This is a genomic window from Caldithrix abyssi DSM 13497 (genome assembly GCF_001886815.1).
Classification (GTDB): domain Bacteria; phylum Calditrichota; class Calditrichia; order Calditrichales; family Calditrichaceae; genus Caldithrix; species Caldithrix abyssi.
The window spans coordinates 2126540-2142797 of record NZ_CP018099.1; the positions used below are offsets into that span (position 1 = coordinate 2126540).

Annotated in this window: 13 protein-coding genes; 4 read left to right on the forward strand and 9 right to left on the reverse strand. The window is 42.7% G+C overall.

The features are described 5' to 3' along the window. Window positions 1-25: 25 nt before the first annotated feature. Window positions 26-274, reverse strand: a complete 249-nt coding sequence (locus Cabys_RS08335) for an MTH895/ArsE family thioredoxin-like protein (RefSeq protein WP_006929892.1) — start codon at window positions 272-274, stop codon at window positions 26-28. Between the two features lie 3 nt (window positions 275-277). Further along, window positions 278-706: an arsenate reductase ArsC gene (locus Cabys_RS08340; RefSeq protein WP_006929893.1), complete on the reverse strand. Its 429-nt coding sequence runs from the start codon at window positions 704-706 to the stop codon at window positions 278-280. Between the two features lie 290 nt (window positions 707-996). On the opposite strand from Cabys_RS08340, the gene Cabys_RS08345 reads away from it, so the two are divergent. Further along, the gene (locus tag Cabys_RS08345; protein WP_006927246.1) at window positions 997-2583 is read left to right on the forward strand and encodes an IS1182 family transposase; all 1587 of its coding nucleotides are present in this window, start codon (window positions 997-999) and stop codon (window positions 2581-2583) included. A 682-nt stretch (window positions 2584-3265) separates the two neighbouring features. Here Cabys_RS08345 and Cabys_RS08350 read toward each other — a convergent pair. Beyond that, entirely contained in the window at window positions 3266-4330 is a 1065-nt protein-coding gene (locus Cabys_RS08350; protein ID WP_006929894.1) for a class I fructose-bisphosphate aldolase, read from the reverse strand. Window positions 4331-4740: 410 nt separating this feature from the next. Between Cabys_RS08350 and Cabys_RS08355 the strand changes: the two genes are divergently transcribed. Continuing rightward, window positions 4741-6039, forward strand: a complete 1299-nt coding sequence (locus Cabys_RS08355; RefSeq protein ID WP_006929895.1) for a KamA family radical SAM protein — start codon at window positions 4741-4743, stop codon at window positions 6037-6039. A gap of 106 nt (window positions 6040-6145) precedes the next feature. After that, window positions 6146-7834 (forward strand): 3-deoxy-7-phosphoheptulonate synthase, encoded by a 1689-nt coding sequence (aroF, locus tag Cabys_RS20290; protein WP_006929896.1) that lies wholly within the window; start codon window positions 6146-6148, stop codon window positions 7832-7834. A gap of 1 nt (window position 7835) precedes the next feature. Here the strand turns inward: aroF and Cabys_RS08365 are convergent, their stop codons facing one another. Next, window positions 7836-9218, reverse strand: coding sequence for a sigma-54-dependent transcriptional regulator (locus tag Cabys_RS08365; RefSeq protein WP_006929897.1), 1383 nt, complete (start codon window positions 9216-9218; stop codon window positions 7836-7838). A gap of 16 nt (window positions 9219-9234) precedes the next feature. Next, window positions 9235-10416 (reverse strand): hypothetical protein, encoded by a 1182-nt coding sequence (locus tag Cabys_RS08370; protein ID WP_006929898.1) that lies wholly within the window; start codon window positions 10414-10416, stop codon window positions 9235-9237. A 208-nt stretch (window positions 10417-10624) separates the two neighbouring features. On the opposite strand from Cabys_RS08370, the gene Cabys_RS08375 reads away from it, so the two are divergent. Further along, window positions 10625-12127 carry a cytochrome c3 family protein gene (locus tag Cabys_RS08375; RefSeq protein ID WP_006929899.1) on the forward strand — a complete coding sequence of 501 codons (1503 nt, stop codon included), beginning with the start codon at window positions 10625-10627 and terminating at the stop codon, window positions 12125-12127. A 136-nt stretch (window positions 12128-12263) separates the two neighbouring features. On the opposite strand, the gene Cabys_RS08380 is transcribed toward Cabys_RS08375, so the two are convergent. From Cabys_RS08380 to Cabys_RS08395, 4 genes are all read right to left on the reverse strand, one after another. Then, window positions 12264-12680: a response regulator gene (locus Cabys_RS08380; protein WP_006929900.1), complete on the reverse strand. Its 417-nt coding sequence runs from the start codon at window positions 12678-12680 to the stop codon at window positions 12264-12266. A gap of 545 nt (window positions 12681-13225) precedes the next feature. After that, entirely contained in the window at window positions 13226-14182 is a 957-nt protein-coding gene (locus tag Cabys_RS08385) for an aldo/keto reductase (protein ID WP_006929901.1), read from the reverse strand. An 18-nt stretch (window positions 14183-14200) separates the two neighbouring features. Beyond that, entirely contained in the window at window positions 14201-14791 is a 591-nt protein-coding gene (locus Cabys_RS08390; RefSeq protein ID WP_006929902.1) for an MjaI family restriction endonuclease, read from the reverse strand. A 4-nt stretch (window positions 14792-14795) separates the two neighbouring features. Further along, the gene (locus tag Cabys_RS08395; protein WP_006929903.1) at window positions 14796-16088 is read right to left on the reverse strand and encodes a DNA methyltransferase; all 1293 of its coding nucleotides are present in this window, start codon (window positions 16086-16088) and stop codon (window positions 14796-14798) included. Window positions 16089-16258 lie beyond the last annotated feature (170 nt).

Here is a 16258-nt window from a genome sequence, read left to right on the forward strand (position 1 = left end):
CACTAAACCAGAACTTTAGCGGCACTCAACAACGATGCTCTTGTTGAATCCAATTTTTTAAGGTGGAAAGAGTGGGCAGTTTGCCCTGCAAAACAACCCTGCCGTCAAAAGCCAGACCCGGTGTACGCATAACTCCGGCCAGGGCCATGGCATTTAAATCTTCTATTTTTTCAACTTCAATATCTACGCCTAACTCTTGAACAGCCTGTCGGGCCAGATTAAAAAGTTTTTCGCAGGAGGCGCAACCTGTTCCATAAACCTGAATTTTTTCCATTCTTTAAATTCCTTTTTTAATCTCTTTCCGGTAAAACTGGTAAAAGGCATCTTTGATCTCATCGCGTACGCGCCGAAACACGGTCAAAACTTCTTCTTCACTGCCGGTCGCCTCGGCCGGGTCTTCAAAACCGATGTGTAAACGCTTTTTTACCGAACCATTGAAAATAGGACAGGTCTCTTTCGCGTGATCACAAACCGTGATGACATAATCAAAAGATTCATTTATGAATTGATCCACATCTTTGGGATAACCATCTGAGATGTCGATGCCCGCTTCTTTCATCACCTGAATCGCCTTCGGATGCACGTGGGCAGAAGGGTTGGTGCCGGCTGAATAAACAATGAGCGAGGAATCAAAAGATTTTAAGAAACCTTCTGCCATTTGACTGCGGCAGGAGTTGCCCGTGCAGAGGATCAAAATCCGTTTCATTTTTAACTCCTGGTTGGATTTGCTAACTCAATTACATTTCGTTATTTGTCGAAATGTAAAAAAATGAAGGAAGGATTGCAAATAAATTAAGGAGATTTTTTAGCCCATGGAGAGTTGCTCCCGGACGTTGGCACAGAATGCAAGATGTATTAAATAAAAATAGTTTTTAGGATCCTTCCTCTGGAAGATCTGTCCCGCCCGGGAGGCTGTTGCAAATTCAGTTTGAGTAAAATTCAAAAAATTTGTAAATTCTGGGCGACAGATAAAACAAGTAATAACAAAGGAATTCCATGAGTTTTATTACTTATAATCGCTCACAAATGAATCTCTTTGGCTATAGTGTGGAAGATTTTGCCAGAGACGATCCAAAGAGTCGATTTGTAGTGGAGTTGGTTTCGCGCCTTGATTTAAGTGCACTTTATTCCCGTTATAGTTCGCAAGGCGGTGATTCTTATGCCCCAGACATGATGCTTGCCTTATGGTTTTATGCTTATAGTAACGGCATTACCAGCACCCGTAAGCTGGAGGAATTGTGTAAATATGATACGCGCTACATTTATATCACTGGGAATCAGCATCCGGATCATAGTACATTAAGTCGTTTTCGCAAGGCACATTTGGATTTATTAGACCAATATTTTGTAGAGATACTTTTAATTGCCCAGGCCGAAGGCATAAGTAGTTTCAACCAGATAGCCATAGATGGCACGAAAATCAAAGCGCACAGCAGTAAGCGTCATGGCTACACTGAGGATCAATTAGACAAACGTATAGAGAAGTTAAGAGCAGAGATCAAGCAATACATGCAGCGCTGTAATTTTGTAGAACAGGGGGCCACGGATGAATTAGATTTAGAAACTCTTCGAGCGGAGAAAGAACGGCTTGAGCGCTTAGAGAAAGAGATATTAGAACGTAAAGCCCAATTGAAAGAGCGTAAGAAACAGCTCAAATCAGAACACCGTTCAAGACATCAAATAAATGTAAAAGAGCCGGATGCCCGCATGATGCCTTCGGTGGATGGACCGGGCTATAACGCACAATTAGGCGTAGATATGTCCAGTCATTTAATAGTAGCTCATGAAGTCGTAAGCCAGCCCAACGACCAGGGTCAATTCATACCGATCCAAGAACAAGTAGAGAAGAATCTTGGTTCAGATGATAAGCGATCTTACACGGCCGATTCCGGTTATCACAATAGCACAGACCTAAAAGAATTGGAAGAAAAGCAGATTGATGCCGTAATAGCCGATCCCCAGTTATCCAATCGTTCGATAAAGGAGACACCGACCTCCAAGGAAGAATTGCAAAAAGAAGAAAGAAAACTAAAACGAAGTGATTTTGTGTATCATGAACAGGGAGATTACTATGAATGTCCGGCGGGTAAGAAGCTTTTTCCAGTTGAGAGGAATAGCGAACGGATCGTATATCGTTCCAATGATTGTCAGGACTGTCCCTTAATTAATTTATGCATTTCCAGTAAAAAGAAAGTTAAGCAAATCCATCGTTCAGTTAATGAGAGTTATTGCGAACGTATGGCGAAAAAGTTACAAACTTCAGCGGCGCAGGAACGACTAAAGAAGCGTTCGGTGACAGTTGAACCTGTTTTTGGTAACTTGAAGCATAATTTAGGCTATCGTGGATTTTCCTTATCTGGTCTTAATAATGTTCGTAGTGAATTTACGTTAATGTGTATTGGGCATAATATTAATGTTCTATTTAAAAATATGTTAGGGAAACGTTTAGCAGCGTTTATAACAGCATCACAAGAAAAAGATGATCTATTAATTTTATTTTCAAAGAATATTTTGGCGTTTTTAATTCTATATTTTGCCCAACGCTTAAGAATGAGAAAAAATTATCAATATCGGAGAATATAAGCATTAATTCCTCCCCCCCATGCAACAGCCTCCCGGGCGGGATTTGAAAATTTTTGTGCTGCTGGATTGGTTGAATGGTTAATTAGTTGAATGGTTGAATAGTTAGCCTGTCATTTCAAACCTGTTTCTGCAAATGTGGTGAATTCCTGCCACCGTTTATGTAGGGGCGAAGGATTTCCAAGAACAATTCAGCGATGGTAAGCATTAATCTTTAGTCATATAAAAAAAGCGCTCTGGATAAAGTAGGGTTGGAAATCCTTCGCCCTTACAAGTACGATCATTCAAGATCTTTTGTCTGGGAGTGAGGATCGAGCGAGCAAGGGTAATTTAATTTAAAATATTCATTGTGCCCTTTGTGACTTCTCTGGTCGCTTGAAATAGTTTGTTTAATCATTTTCTGCGATTATTGGCGTAAACTGCGAGAAGATTACTCTGTGCGCGTTGCGGTTGATTTTGGTTGCGGCTTCGATGCCCGGGAATACTTTCTTTAAAAACGGAGGGTGTCTCAAAAGCGACATCAAATGTATATATATGCAAAATATAGAAAAAAGTTTACAATAACCCTCACCCCCTTTCCCCCTCTCCCGATTTCGGGAGAGGGGGAATTAAAGGGGGTGAGGGAAAGAAAAACTTTATAAAAATACATTGTCTTTGACTTTTGGGACAGCCCCCGTTCGCAAAATCAGGCAATGGTTACCTCTTTATTCAAAAAGACATCCTGAATGGCGTTTAACAGTTCAATCCCTTCTTTCATGGGACGTTGAAACGCTTTTCGGCCGCTGATCAGGCCCATGCCGCCAGCCCGTTTATTGATGACGGCCGTGCGCACCGCCTGAGCCAGGTCGCCGGCTCCTACCGATGCGCCGCCGGAATTAATTAAGCCAATGCGTCCCATGTAGCAGTTAACAACCTGATACCGAGTCAAATCAATGGGATGATCGCTGGTCAGTTTGGAGTACATATCGGGATGCGTTTTACCGAATTTAAGGGCAGTGAATCCGCCGTTCAATTCGGGTTGTTTTTGTTTAATAATATCGGCTTCCATGGTCACGCCAAGGTGGTTGGCCTGGCCGGTGGTATCGGCTGCCAGGTGGTAGTCCTTTCCTTCATGTTTAAAGGCCGGATTGCGCAGGTAAGCCCACAAAATGGTAGCCATGCCCAGTTCATGCGCGTACTTAAAAGCCTCGCTGATTTCCTGAATCTGGCGATTGGATTCGGGCGAGCCAAAATAGACAGTTGCGCCCACGGCTGCCGCGCCCATGTTCCAGGCCTGCTCCACATTGGCAAAAAGAATCTGGTCGTATTTGTTAGGATAGGTCAATAGTTCGTTATGATTGATTTTTACAATAAACGGGATTTTGTGCGCATATTTGCGGGAGACGGCGCCCAGTACGCCCAGGGTGGAAGCCACCGCATTACAACCGCCTTCTATGGCCAGGCGTACAATGTTTTCCGGATCAAAATAATCGGGGTTTGGCGCAAAGGATGCGCCTGCGGAATGTTCAATGCCCTGATCAACTGGCAGAATAGAAAGATAGCCCGTGCCGGCCAGGCGGCCCGTGTTGAACATCCAGCTAAGATTTCTAAGCACATTGCTGTTGCGATCGCTCGGCACAAAGATGCGGTCGACAAAATCCGGGCCGGGCAAATGAAGTTTTTCTTTGGGGATTGTTTTGCATTCATGATTTAAAAGGTTGTCAGCTTCGTCGCCTAACAACGATCTGATTTTTTCGATGGTTAAGGCCATATCTTCCTCCTCAGGTTTAGATGGGACTTTCCAATCATACAAATATTAAAAGACAAAATAGTGAAATGCAAATAATTGTTTTTTTGCGATAAAATTAAATTGATTGGCTTTAAATATCAAGAAATTGGCAGTTTTTTACGGTTTTTAAGAGAGTTTTTAAAATTATTTTGAGTAAAATCATTAAAATTGGTTGATATTGAAAAAATAGATGAAATTTTGTGTATGTAGCTAAAAATTTGCCTTTGAACTTTTATTTTTATATATTTTAGCGTAACAACTTTGGGCCTGTTATAAAGATTCGTTGTGGTCCGACCGGATTCCACAGCCCCACTAAGCCTGAAATGCAGGGCCCACAATCCAATAAAAGCAAAATATTTAACTTTTTAATTAATATGAAAGGAGGGACGCTCATGTTCTTTTCGATGTCGAAATTCTTAAAGAGTGAATACGCCCATCGTCTTTCCTCCACGGAATTGGATGAATTGCAGTTGCTGACCAAGGTCTTCCCGTTTAAAGTCAGTGCTTATGTTTTAGATGAGTTAATCGATTGGTCCAACAGGCATACGGATCCTATCTACCGTTTAGTCTTCCCCCAGAAAGAAATGCTGATACCTGAACACTGGGAAATGTTGAAGAAGGCTAAAACATTCACGGAGGAAAAAATGGCGATTAAAACCATCCGGGAGCAATTGAATCCTCATCCGGATGGTCAGATGCATAATATCCCCCGTATTGGCGATCGGATTTTAGGAGGATTACAGCACAAATATCGTGAAACCGTTCTGGTGTTTCCGGCGGAGGGGCAAACCTGTCACGCCTATTGTACGTACTGTTTCCGGTGGGCTCAATTTGTCAATGTCGGTGAACATAAGTTTAAGACCAAAGAGCAGCGAGATCTGCATGATTATTTAGCTTTACACAAAGAGGTTACAGACGTGCTTTTTACGGGCGGCGATCCCATGTGGATGTCAAACGAATCTCTGTTCAAGTATTTTGATGTTTTGTTGGACTCGGAATTAAACCACGTACAAAGCATTCGTATTGGCACTAAAGCTCTGGCCTATCATCCCCAACGATTTTTAGGTGAAGAAGGCGATGAGTTGTTGCGCTACCTGGAAAAGATGATTGATCGCGGTAAGAATATCGCCTTAATGGCTCATTTTACGCACTGGAAAGAATTACAAACAGAAAAAGTTAAAAAAGCCGTGCGTCGGCTCTTAAAGATCGGCGTTCAAATTCGTACACAATCGCCTGTAATCAATGGTATTAACGATTCGGCCGAAGTGTGGCGCGATATGTGGAAACAGCAGGTTCAGATGGGAATGATTCCCTATTACATGTTCATCGAAAGAGAAACGGGGGCTCAGCACTATTTTTCCGTTTCGCTGGCCAGAGCCTACCAAATTTTTACCGATGCCTATGCCCAGGTTTCCGGCCTGGCCAAAACCGTGCGCGGGCCGTCCATGTCCGCCTGGCCGGGGAAAGTTCTTATTGATGGAATTGTAGGGCAGGGCGAAATACAGCGCTTTGTGCTCAAATTTATTCAGAGCCGCAATCCCCAGCTTATCAATAAACCCTTTTATGCCAAATATGATGAACAGGCGACCTGGCTGGATGATCTGGAAATTGACCCGGCACTACAGGAAGCCATTGAAGAAATGAAAGAGGAGTTTGAAGAAAACAGTGATTCCATGACCGGCGTCGCATAATTTTTTTTCAGAAAAATACATTTTTTTGCAAAACCCCGTTGGCAAAAACGGGGTTTTTTTATTATCTTTTGCCATTTAAAATTAAAATTGTTTTGGAGGTTAGGCATTGAGTAATACAAGTATCAAGATCGGCTACCAGGGTGAGAAGGGCGCCTACAGCGAAAAAGCGTTGGATGTGCTTTACGAGGGGCAGGAAATTGAAAAAGTGCCCTTTCGAACATCCTACGAAGTGGTTGAGGCCCTTAAAAAAAATATGATTGATTTTGGCCTGTTGCCCATTGAAAATTCAATTGTGGGCAATATCATTCACACGTACGATTTATTGTTGGAGAACAAACTTTCCATTGTGCGGGAAATTGTAATTCCTATCCATCACGCGCTTATTGCACATCCTGAATCTACCATCAAAGATATCAAACAAATCTATTCGCATCCGGCGGCCATCTCTCAGTGCGAGGTGTTTTTACGGAAATTTGGCAATTGCGATGTATATCCGACCTATGATACGGCGGGCAGCGTAAAGATGATTGCCGAACAGCGACTGCTGGATACTGCGGCGATTGCCAGCGCAGAATCGGCCAAAATTTACGGTTTGAAGATACTGCAGGATAAAATTGAAGATTATCCGCACAATCAGACGCGTTTTGTTCTGCTCTCTGCAGAACCATTGCAAATGGAACAGGAAGAGTACATGCCATGTAAAACGACCATGGTCTTTGATACCCTGGATCAACCAGGCATGCTTTATCAGTGCCTTGGCGTCTTTGAAAAATACAAAGTGAATATGACGCAGCTTTCATCGCGGCCGCATAAAACCGAGCCCTGGAAATATCACTTTTTTGTCGATATTGACGGTCACGCCAATGACGAAGCGGTGGCCTCTGCGCTGGAGGAAATTCGGAACTTAACCGGCTTTCTCTATGTTTGCGGCTCCTATCCCAAGTTTGAAGCCAGCGAGTTTGAGCCGGGCAAGAGGAAAAAAGGTAAAAAGAAAGTCTCCGGGCCTCTTTACAGTCGAGAGTACAAAGCAGAACCAACCATTATTGAAATTGGCGGGCTTCAGATTGGCGAGGGAAATTTTATTATGATTGCCGGCCCATGCAGTGTTGAAGGGCGCCATCAAATGATTGAAACGGCAAAGATTGTGCATGAACACGGGGCGCATCTTTTAAGAGGCGGGGCGTTCAAGCCCAGAACCAGCCCGTACAGTTTCCAGGGATTGGGCGAAGAGGGGTTAAAGCTTTTAAAAGAAGCCGGCGAAATGTTTAACATGCCAACAGTCAGTGAAGTTCTGTCCGTCGAAACCGTGGAACTCATGGCCCAGTATGTCGATATTTTGCAAATTGGCGCGCGCAATATGCAAAACTTTGTTCTTTTGAGAGAAGTGGGCAAATTAAACAAGCCCATTTTGTTAAAAAGAGGAATGATGGCCACCGTTAAGGAATTTCTGCTTTCGGCGGAGTACATCCTGGCTCAGGGTAATCCAAACGTTATTTTGTGCGAGCGTGGTATTCGCACTTTTGAAACGGCCACACGCAATACCCTGGATATCAGCGCCATTCCCTTGTTGAAGGAGCTGACCCATTTGCCTGTCATTGTGGACCCCAGTCATGCCAGCGGGGTAAGTAAACTGGTTGAACCGCTCTCGCTGGCGGCGGCTGCTGCAGGAGCGGACGGTTTAATGGTAGAAGTTCATTTTAATCCTTCCACCGCTCTGAGCGACGGGCCGCAGGCGTTAGACGAACGACAATTCAAACACTTAATGAAAAGTTTAGAGCCCTATTGTAAAAAATAGACTATCGGTTGCGCATGGTATTTACGATGTTAAGGCGTTGCATTCTGGAGCGCAAATGGCGTTCGGAGATGCCTAAAAGCCTGGCAGCCTGTGACTGATTGCCATGTTTTTGTTTAAGCGCCTCTTCAATCATGACGCGTTCAAAGGCGGCCAGTTTTTCCTCGTAAGGATGTGAAAAATCAAACGGGTCAAGAATGGAGCGCTCGGTTTGGACGGTAAGTCCCTGCGGCAAATCTTCCAGAGTGATGATTTCGTCGCGGGCCAGAACAACGGCGCGTTCAATGATATTTTCCAGCTCCCGCACATTGCCCGGAAAATGGTAGCGCATCAAATAGTCCTGAGCCTCTTTTGAGATGCCCACAACATTTTTTTGATTTTCTCGGGCGTATTTTTCAATAAAATGGCGGATCAGAACGGGAATATCGCTTTTTCGTTCGCGAAGGGGCGGAATGTGGATGGTTACCACATTTAAACGATAGTAGAGGTCTTCTCTGAATTCCCCTTTTTGGATCAATTCTTCCAGATCACGGTTAGTGGCGGCGATAACGCGCACATCCACTTTAATCGTTTTACTACCGCCCACCCTTTCAAATTCTCCGAATTGCAGTGCGCGCAGCAGCTTAACCTGCGTTTGCATGGGTAAATCGCCGACTTCATCGATAAACAAGGTTCCGCCGTCCGCTTGCTCAAAACGTCCGATGCGCTGCGCTATGGCGCCGGTGAATGCGCCCTTTTCATGGCCGAATAATTCGCTTTCCAGCAAATTAGGGGAGAGAGCGGCGCTGTTGATAATGACCAGTGGTTTATCGGCACGGTCGCTGGCATAATGAATGGCGCGCGCAATAAGCTCCTTGCCTGTGCCGCTTTCGCCGAGAATCAAAACCGTTGCCTTGCTGCGGGCCACTCTGCCCGCCATGTTTAAAACCGCTTCCATGGCCCCGCTTTGCGAGATGATGGACTGAAAGCGATATCTTTCCTTTAATTGTTCGCGTAAAATCTTGTTTTCGGAAATTAAATACTGACGTTCGCGCGCTTTTTTTATCAAAACTTCCAGCGCATCCAGGTCAATCGGCTTAGATAGGTAGTCAAAGGCGCCTTCCTTCATCACCTGAACGGCTTCTTCAATTTGACTGTAAGCCGTAATCACCACAACCGGAATTTCCGGATTAATTTTTTGCGTCGCTTTAACCACCTCCAGGCCCGAGATGTCTGGCATGCGATAGTCCGTAAGAACGAGATCAATTGAATTGGCCTTTAGAATGTTCAAGCCTTCGTTTCCGGAGCTGGCGGTAAATACAACGTAGTTTCTGCGCTGTAAAAATGTTTTTAACGAAATAAGCTGCGCAGGCTCGTCGTCAATAATTAAAATCTTAAAATCAGCCATTGTATATTCCTCTCTTTTAATAGACCAGATTAATTGAAATCCCTGAGATCAGGTTTTGATAGTTGTACCAGTAGCTGTTTGAATGATTGTTCGTGTAGAAAACCTGACCGCGGATATTTATCGTAAATTTTTCTTTGACAAAAAACGATTTACCAAGCGTTAAAGTGAAATCCAATTTTTGATCTTTGCGTAGTTCGCCGCCAGGAGTTGATTCCTCGGCATTCAGATAGGCTTTTTCTTTAATATAGGATTTGCGATTGAATACGGTCGAAAACCGGAGCTGCCACTGATGGGGCATCATCCAGGTAAGCTGCGCGCTCCACTGATCTCGCAAATAGCTCAGAGGATCGTCAAATAATTGTTCATCTCCCCAATAGGCGCCGTAGTTCTGAAATTCTCCGGTAGAAGACAGATTAAAACTTTTCAGGTATTGCACAAAAACACCGAAGTTAGGCCAAACATTTTGAGCAATACGAACGGCGACGGCAAGTTGTTGCAGTTCCACAGGCCCAGAAGAGAGCAAAACTTCGTGAGTGATAATGCGCGGTGGAGGCTCTCTTCGACCCCGGCCTCGTGAGCCTGTTCCCTCAAGAGTATCTGTAACCACAATGTAAGCTGTTTGTGATTCGTATTGACGCGATGAGATCTGCAGGTTGGTGATCAGCGTTGTGCGCGTTTTAAAGGATTTATTGAGCTTCCAGTTAAAAAAATGGGTACGATTACTCAACTCCGAAAAATCAGGATATTCTCTTAACTGGTATTGATAAGAAATTTGTTGCAGCGCAAAAGAGCCGTCGTGATATAATCCGCCTGAAAATCGCACCTGCCAGTAATTGTAGGCTTTTAAATCGTCTTTATTTAACTTGAAAGAGGCATCCATCGCGGAGTAAAATTGCCAATTTTTATTTTTGTCCAAAAAGGGAAAATACTCCGCGCTCAGGGACGGGAACCAGAAATTTTGTTCGGGATGCGATGCGTAAAAATAGTAATCGGGATTCACTTCCAGATTTACGGGATATTTACTCGCCTGGTAATCCAATATTAATCCAATATTCGTTATCCAATCGCCTGTCTTATCCGGCGAGCGGTAAAGGTTATCGTTATAAAATGATGAAACATTCGACGACACTGAAAATTGTGCAAAACTCATGCTGTTAATCATCAAAATGAATATAACTCCTACAATAATCTTACTCATGGGTCTTTCCTGCATTCAGTTAATTTTTAGTTACAAAATATGTGCCAATACAATAAATTAGCAAAATAATTCATATATTTCGACTGTTTGGTCTAACTTATTACATTTTCGGGCGAAATGAAAAATAATTGAGAGTTAGAAAAAAATTTTATAAACTATAAATGTTGAATTTACTTTTTAAATTTAATTAAAAAAGTGAGGGGCGTATATGCGTTTGGAGATTCCGCAATCCGCGAAAAATTGGGTATCATTGATCGGGGCAATGATCGCCTTTATTGCCTTCTTTTTAATATTGTTTTTGTTTATAATCTCGTCAGTTACAGGCAGCGGGGGGACCTATTTAGGATTAATAACCTTTATTTTACTCCCGGGTTTATTGGTATTTGGATTGATTTTGATTCCGATTGGCATGTTAATTTCTCATAAAAGAAAGTTGAAAAAGGAAAATGTCTGGCCGGTTGTTGATTTAAATAATACGTCTCACCGAAACGCCCTGTTGATCTTTGTCTGGGGTACGGCGATCTTTGTTCTTTTAACGGCGATTGGTAGTTATGAAGCATTTAGAATAACCGAATCGGTAGAGTTTTGCGGTGAATTGTGCCATAGTGTGATGCATCCGGAATATACCGCCTATCAGCATTCGCCCCATGCCCGTGTAGCGTGTGTGGAATGTCATGTGGGCGAAGGCGCCGACTGGTATATTCGGTCCAAACTTTCCGGGCTTTATCAGGTGTATTCAGTGACGTTCGATCTTTACCCCAAACCCATTCCGACGCCCATTCATAATTTGCGTCCGGCCAGAGAAACATGCGAAAAGTGTCATTGGCCCCAGAAGTTTTATGAATACAAATTGCGTACAGAATACCACTATTTGGCGGATGAAGAAAACACCAAATGGACGATTCAGCTGACCATGCGTATTGGAGCAGAGCATTCCGCCCATGGTTTAAAAGAAGGTATTCACTGGCACATCAATCCCGATATTGAAGTGCAATATGTGGCCATGGATACCGCCCGGCAGATTATTCCCTGGGTACGGTTCCGTGATCTAAAAAGCGGTGAAGAAAAAATATTTGTGGATGAGGAGATCAGCCTGGAGCCGGAAGAATTAGCAAAATACGAAGTGCGCACGATGGATTGTATGGATTGCCACAACCGCCCATCACATCAGTACAATCCACCGGCGCTGTTTATCAACAAGGCCATGGCTGGCGGGGAAATTCCTGTTGCCTTACCTGAGATTAAAGCGCAGGCTGTTGAGGTGTGCGATCTGGCAAAAGATCTGCCCACTATGGAGGCGGCAATGAGTTTCATTGATAGCACGATCAATGCCTATTATCAGGAAAATTATCCGGAAATTTATGAAAGCAACCCGGATCTGGTTAATCAGGCCGCCGAAGGCATAAAAAAATCTTTTTCAAAAAATATTTTTCCTGATATGAAAGTCAACTGGGCGGCTTATCCTAATAATATCGGCCATCTTGAATTCGACGGATGTTTTCGCTGTCACAACGATCGGCACAGCACCGAAAGCGGAGAAGTGATCTCCAAAAAATGTGAGACCTGTCATTTTATTAATGCCCAGGGGACGGCCGAGAATTTTGAAGTGGCGCGTTTTGGGGAGTCTCTTGAATTTCGCCATCCTGTAGATATTGGGGATGAATGGAAAGAACTGCTTTGCACAGAATGCCATACAGGTTTGGCGCCCTGATCCACTTCAATCTTAATCCGATTTAAAAGGTCATAAGCGGAGGATTGGCGTAACGGCGCCTGGGAAGAATTATGAAGAAGGGGTAAAAATATTCTTCTTGAATATCATATCTTCGGGCAATAATTGCCGTAAGGTTTTAATTCTGGGGTTGAGGCGCGCTGCTAATCAACCCCAGTTTTTTTAGTTCACTAATGATTTTATCTTTGCTGAATGGCTTAACAATGTAACCGTTGCAGCCCAGATTAATCGCCTTCATCACCACATCGGCGTCATTCGTCGAACTGACCACCACCACTTTTGCACGCTCTTTAATCGGCACATGGTTAAGTTTTTCTGCTGCGCGAATATTCTTTAACACCTCCAGGCCGTTGATTTCCGGCAGATTGAGATCAAGGCACACCAGATTGAAATATTTTTTAGAATTAATTGCTTCCTGAAATCTGGAGAAGGCTTCTCGTCCGGTTTTAACCAAGGTTACTTCTCCAAAGGGATCGAGCAGTCGTTTTAATAATTTTTGCATTAGTTGTACGTCTTCAGCCACCAGGATGCGCATTTTTCTCCTTACCTTTTAAGGATCACCTACGTATTATGTCGTCTGCTAAATTGAAAAATTAAGTCCCATGCTCATTTTTGTAAAAAAAACGCCACTTCAGTCCCTAACGCTCAACTATTAAACTTCTAAAAGGCAGCGCAGCCGCAACCAAAAACATTTCCGCGGGGATTTAAGCAACCACAGAGCGCACGGCGCACAGCGCACAGAGAAGTCACAAAGGGCGCAAAGAAAAAGAATGTTAAAAATTAAAAATAGTTTCAATTGTCCTCACCCCCTGCACTACCTCTCGCAGAATAAAGTCTGGGAGAGGGGAGGCGACTGGCTAGTGAGAATTTTCTCCTACAGTGTATTGGGTGCCAACATCGGCCAATTTCTATTTAACCATTCAACTGTATAGATTCTTCACTCCGTCCCGATTTCTCGAGACTGAAGCTGGCGCTCCGTTCAGAATGACCGGCAAGCGCCCATTCAACTAATCAACCACTCCAGCTGCATAAAAATTTTTGCTCCCGCTGTTGCGGGAGCGATGCTACGAAGGAAGTATCCTAAATTTCCGGAATCAAATCCCGGGGAATGGGGCCCAGATCAGAAGCTGAACAGTTTTCGCGCACCTGTTGCGGTGTTTTTGCGCCGGGAATGGCCGTCTGGCAGGCCGGATGGCTGATGCAAAACCGCAAACTGACCTGCGCCATGGACTGATCGGGGAATTTTTCAAAAAGAGGTCTGACCTTATCCAGCTTATTCAGGTAGTCTTCTAATTTTTCGGGGGAGAGGTTCATCTTGCGGTGATCGTCTTCGGTAAACCTGGTGTTGCGATCGAATTTTCCCGTTAAAAAGCCGAATAGCAGTGGAATGCGGACGATTACGCCAATGCCATATTGCAAGGCTTTGGGAAAGAGCACCTTTTCGGCTTCCCGTTCTAAAAGGTTGTAACGCACTTGAATGGAGTCAATTAAATCGTGATGTAAATCCAATAAATGGGCCTGTTCGGTTTCTTTAAAGGATTGGATACTCAGACCGGCATGTAAAATTTTGCCGTCTTTTTTCAGCTGTTCCAGGGCTTCCCAGGGTTCATCTTGTTCTAATTTGTCCAGATCTGGGCTGTGCAATTGCAGGATATCGAGGGCATCCACTCCCAGACGCTTTAGACTTTGTTCGGCTGCAAAGATTAAATACTCTTTTTTGTAATTTTGACGAATGGGGCCGTATCCTTCATCATCTTCTTCGCTGGCAAAATAAAAATCGTTGCCCGCTTTAGTGGCGATGATGATGTTGTCTTTACCGCGTTCTTTAATGATTTGAGCAATCAATTCTTCAGAGTGCCCAAAACCGTAAACGTCTGCCGTGTCAATTAAAGTAACTCCCTGATCGATGGCTTCGTTTAAGGCGCGCAGGGATATTTCATCATCCGTTTTGCCCCAGTTCATCCCGCCAATAGCCCATGCGCCAAAACCAATGGTAGAAACCACAGGGCCTCGTTTGCCTAATTGTTTGTACTGCAAAAATCTCTCCTTTCTTTGTTAAAATAGTTCGGAAAAATCGATTTTAATACCATTTTTAACCTTTTCATAGTATATAATTGAAACAGAAATATTTTCTCTCAGAGCAGCTTTATTAGTGTAAGAAGAAGGTTTAATACTAATAGGAGTTTTCCCAATGTATCCATCGATTCCTTTGGCTTCTTCTTCAGGAGTAGCAAGACAATAATCCAGGTTTAAAATGGAAGCTACCTTTTTTAAAATTGCTTCCTGAAACTTTAGTCCTACAAAAGTTTTTACTATTATAAGATCATAAACCCATTTTTCAATTAACGACATATCAATTTTGTTAATAACATCTTTTAAATTTTCAACCATGTCTAAAATTTTTTGAGAGGCCATCGGAATAGCTTCCGGATGCTTTTTAAGATACCAATCTTCCCATTCTTGTAAAGTTTTACCGGAAAATTCCTTTATTAACTCACTCATTTGTCCAACAACTTTAGGACGCGTGGCCTGGGCGTTTTGATTTGCTAGATTCAGGATTTGAGTGGAATATTTAGGAAAAACTGTCGATGGAATTCCTAAAAGATTTTGGATTTCATTGGAAGTTAAGAAAATTCTCTTTTTCATTGCGTTAACTCTTGTGGTGCAATTTTTTAAATTTATCCGATAAAGAAAATGGGAATTCGTCGTCAATATCTGCGAATCCCTGTTTGATTAAATGGGCGTTTATGAATGTCTTATTTTTCATGTACACGTAAGCCAATAAATGATTGTTCTGGTCATATTTAATTTGATCGAATTTTAAAAAGATTTTGCTTTTTCCAACTTTTAAGTTCAAAAATTCAAGAGCCTCGTTGATTTTTTCAGGTTTTGGTTTAACGCCCAGCAATCTTATTTTTATTCCCCCGCTAAGTTCAATTAAGTTAGGGGAAAAGATTTTTTGTACGGAAAAGAATTCTCTGGAGGTTGATTCTCCTTTATTTATACTGATTTTTGAGCCAAAATTCATTTGTCTGGGATCAATTTTTTTGTCGAACTTAACCGGGTCTTTAAATAAATAAGGCAATCGTTTTAATTCCTCATTCCAGTCGATCTGTTTAAGTTTTTGTTTTTGATAAATAATTTGCGGTGTAAATAGTGATGGCTCTTCTCCCTCCAGCTTTTTTTTAATGATTGGTAAAAAATTTTCATTTATTTCATAACCAATGGAATTACGATTTAAGATCATGGCTGCTAATGAAGTGGTACCGCTACCCAGAAAAGGATCCAAAACGGTTTCGCCATAAAAGCTAAACATTTCGATAATACGTTTTGGCAATTCCAGGGGAAACATGGCGATGTGGTTATCCTGACGTTCGCCATTAAAATACCAGTGACCGGAGAAGTATGTTTTCCACTTTTCTTTAGTTAATCTGGACTTTTCTTTGATTTCATTCGAAACTTTTGGACCATTTCCAGGCTTTTTGAAAATTAGAATAAACTCGTAATCGATTTCTACAATACCGTTTCTGGGAAACGGATAAGACCCCATTACGGTAGCGCCGCCGGTGGTATTCATGGTGGTTTTTTTTTGCCAGATAATCGCCCCCATGTAATCCAGGCCAATAGTCTCGCAAAAGCGAATGATTTCTGTGCGAATGGGGATCACTTTGTATCGACCATAATAAACAGAACGGGCAAATTGATCGCCAATGTTGATAACCATTTTACAGCCTGGCGCTAATACCCTGCTGCATTCTTGCCAAACAAGATTAAGGTTGTTAATATATTGCTCATAGCTATCGTTAAAGCCAATTTGCTCCTCCGTTCCGTAGTCTTTTAACTGCCAGTAGGGGGGAGAGGTGACGATGAGCTGAATGGATTCGTCTGCCAGTTCAGCCATCTTTCGAGAGTCGCCTATGATTATTTTATGTTTTGTTGTCATCTTGCCAACCGAATTATTTTTCGCTTCAAATTTATCAATTTACGAATTTAAATCAAATAATAATCGACAAGAAAAGAGCGTTTCGCGACCGTTGGTCTCATTACGATGCGCCTGAAAAAATTGATTTTAAACGCTCTCACTTCTATATTATTTTTAATGAAATGCTCACT

What these genes read in the sequence shown, in the direction of transcription:
- Cabys_RS08335 (WP_006929892.1), bottom strand. Translation starts at nt 274, where the DNA reads ATGGAAAAAATTCAGGTTTATGGAACAGGTTGCGCCTCCTGCGAAAAA.
- Cabys_RS08340 (WP_006929893.1), bottom strand. Translation starts at nt 706, where the DNA reads ATGAAACGGATTTTGATCCTCTGCACGGGCAACTCCTGCCGCAGTCAA.
- Cabys_RS08345 (WP_006927246.1), top strand. Translation starts at nt 997, where the DNA reads ATGAGTTTTATTACTTATAATCGCTCACAAATGAATCTCTTTGGCTAT.
- Cabys_RS08350 (WP_006929894.1), bottom strand. Translation starts at nt 4,330, where the DNA reads ATGGCCTTAACCATCGAAAAAATCAGATCGTTGTTAGGCGACGAAGCT.
- Cabys_RS08355 (WP_006929895.1), top strand. Translation starts at nt 4,741, where the DNA reads ATGTTCTTTTCGATGTCGAAATTCTTAAAGAGTGAATACGCCCATCGT.
- Cabys_RS08365 (WP_006929897.1), bottom strand. Translation starts at nt 9,218, where the DNA reads ATGGCTGATTTTAAGATTTTAATTATTGACGACGAGCCTGCGCAGCTT.
- Cabys_RS08370 (WP_006929898.1), bottom strand. Translation starts at nt 10,416, where the DNA reads ATGAGTAAGATTATTGTAGGAGTTATATTCATTTTGATGATTAACAGC.
- Cabys_RS08375 (WP_006929899.1), top strand. Translation starts at nt 10,625, where the DNA reads ATGCGTTTGGAGATTCCGCAATCCGCGAAAAATTGGGTATCATTGATC.
- Cabys_RS08380 (WP_006929900.1), bottom strand. Translation starts at nt 12,680, where the DNA reads ATGCGCATCCTGGTGGCTGAAGACGTACAACTAATGCAAAAATTATTA.
- Cabys_RS08390 (WP_006929902.1), bottom strand. Translation starts at nt 14,791, where the DNA reads ATGAAAAAGAGAATTTTCTTAACTTCCAATGAAATCCAAAATCTTTTA.
- Cabys_RS08395 (WP_006929903.1), bottom strand. Translation starts at nt 16,088, where the DNA reads ATGACAACAAAACATAAAATAATCATAGGCGACTCTCGAAAGATGGCT.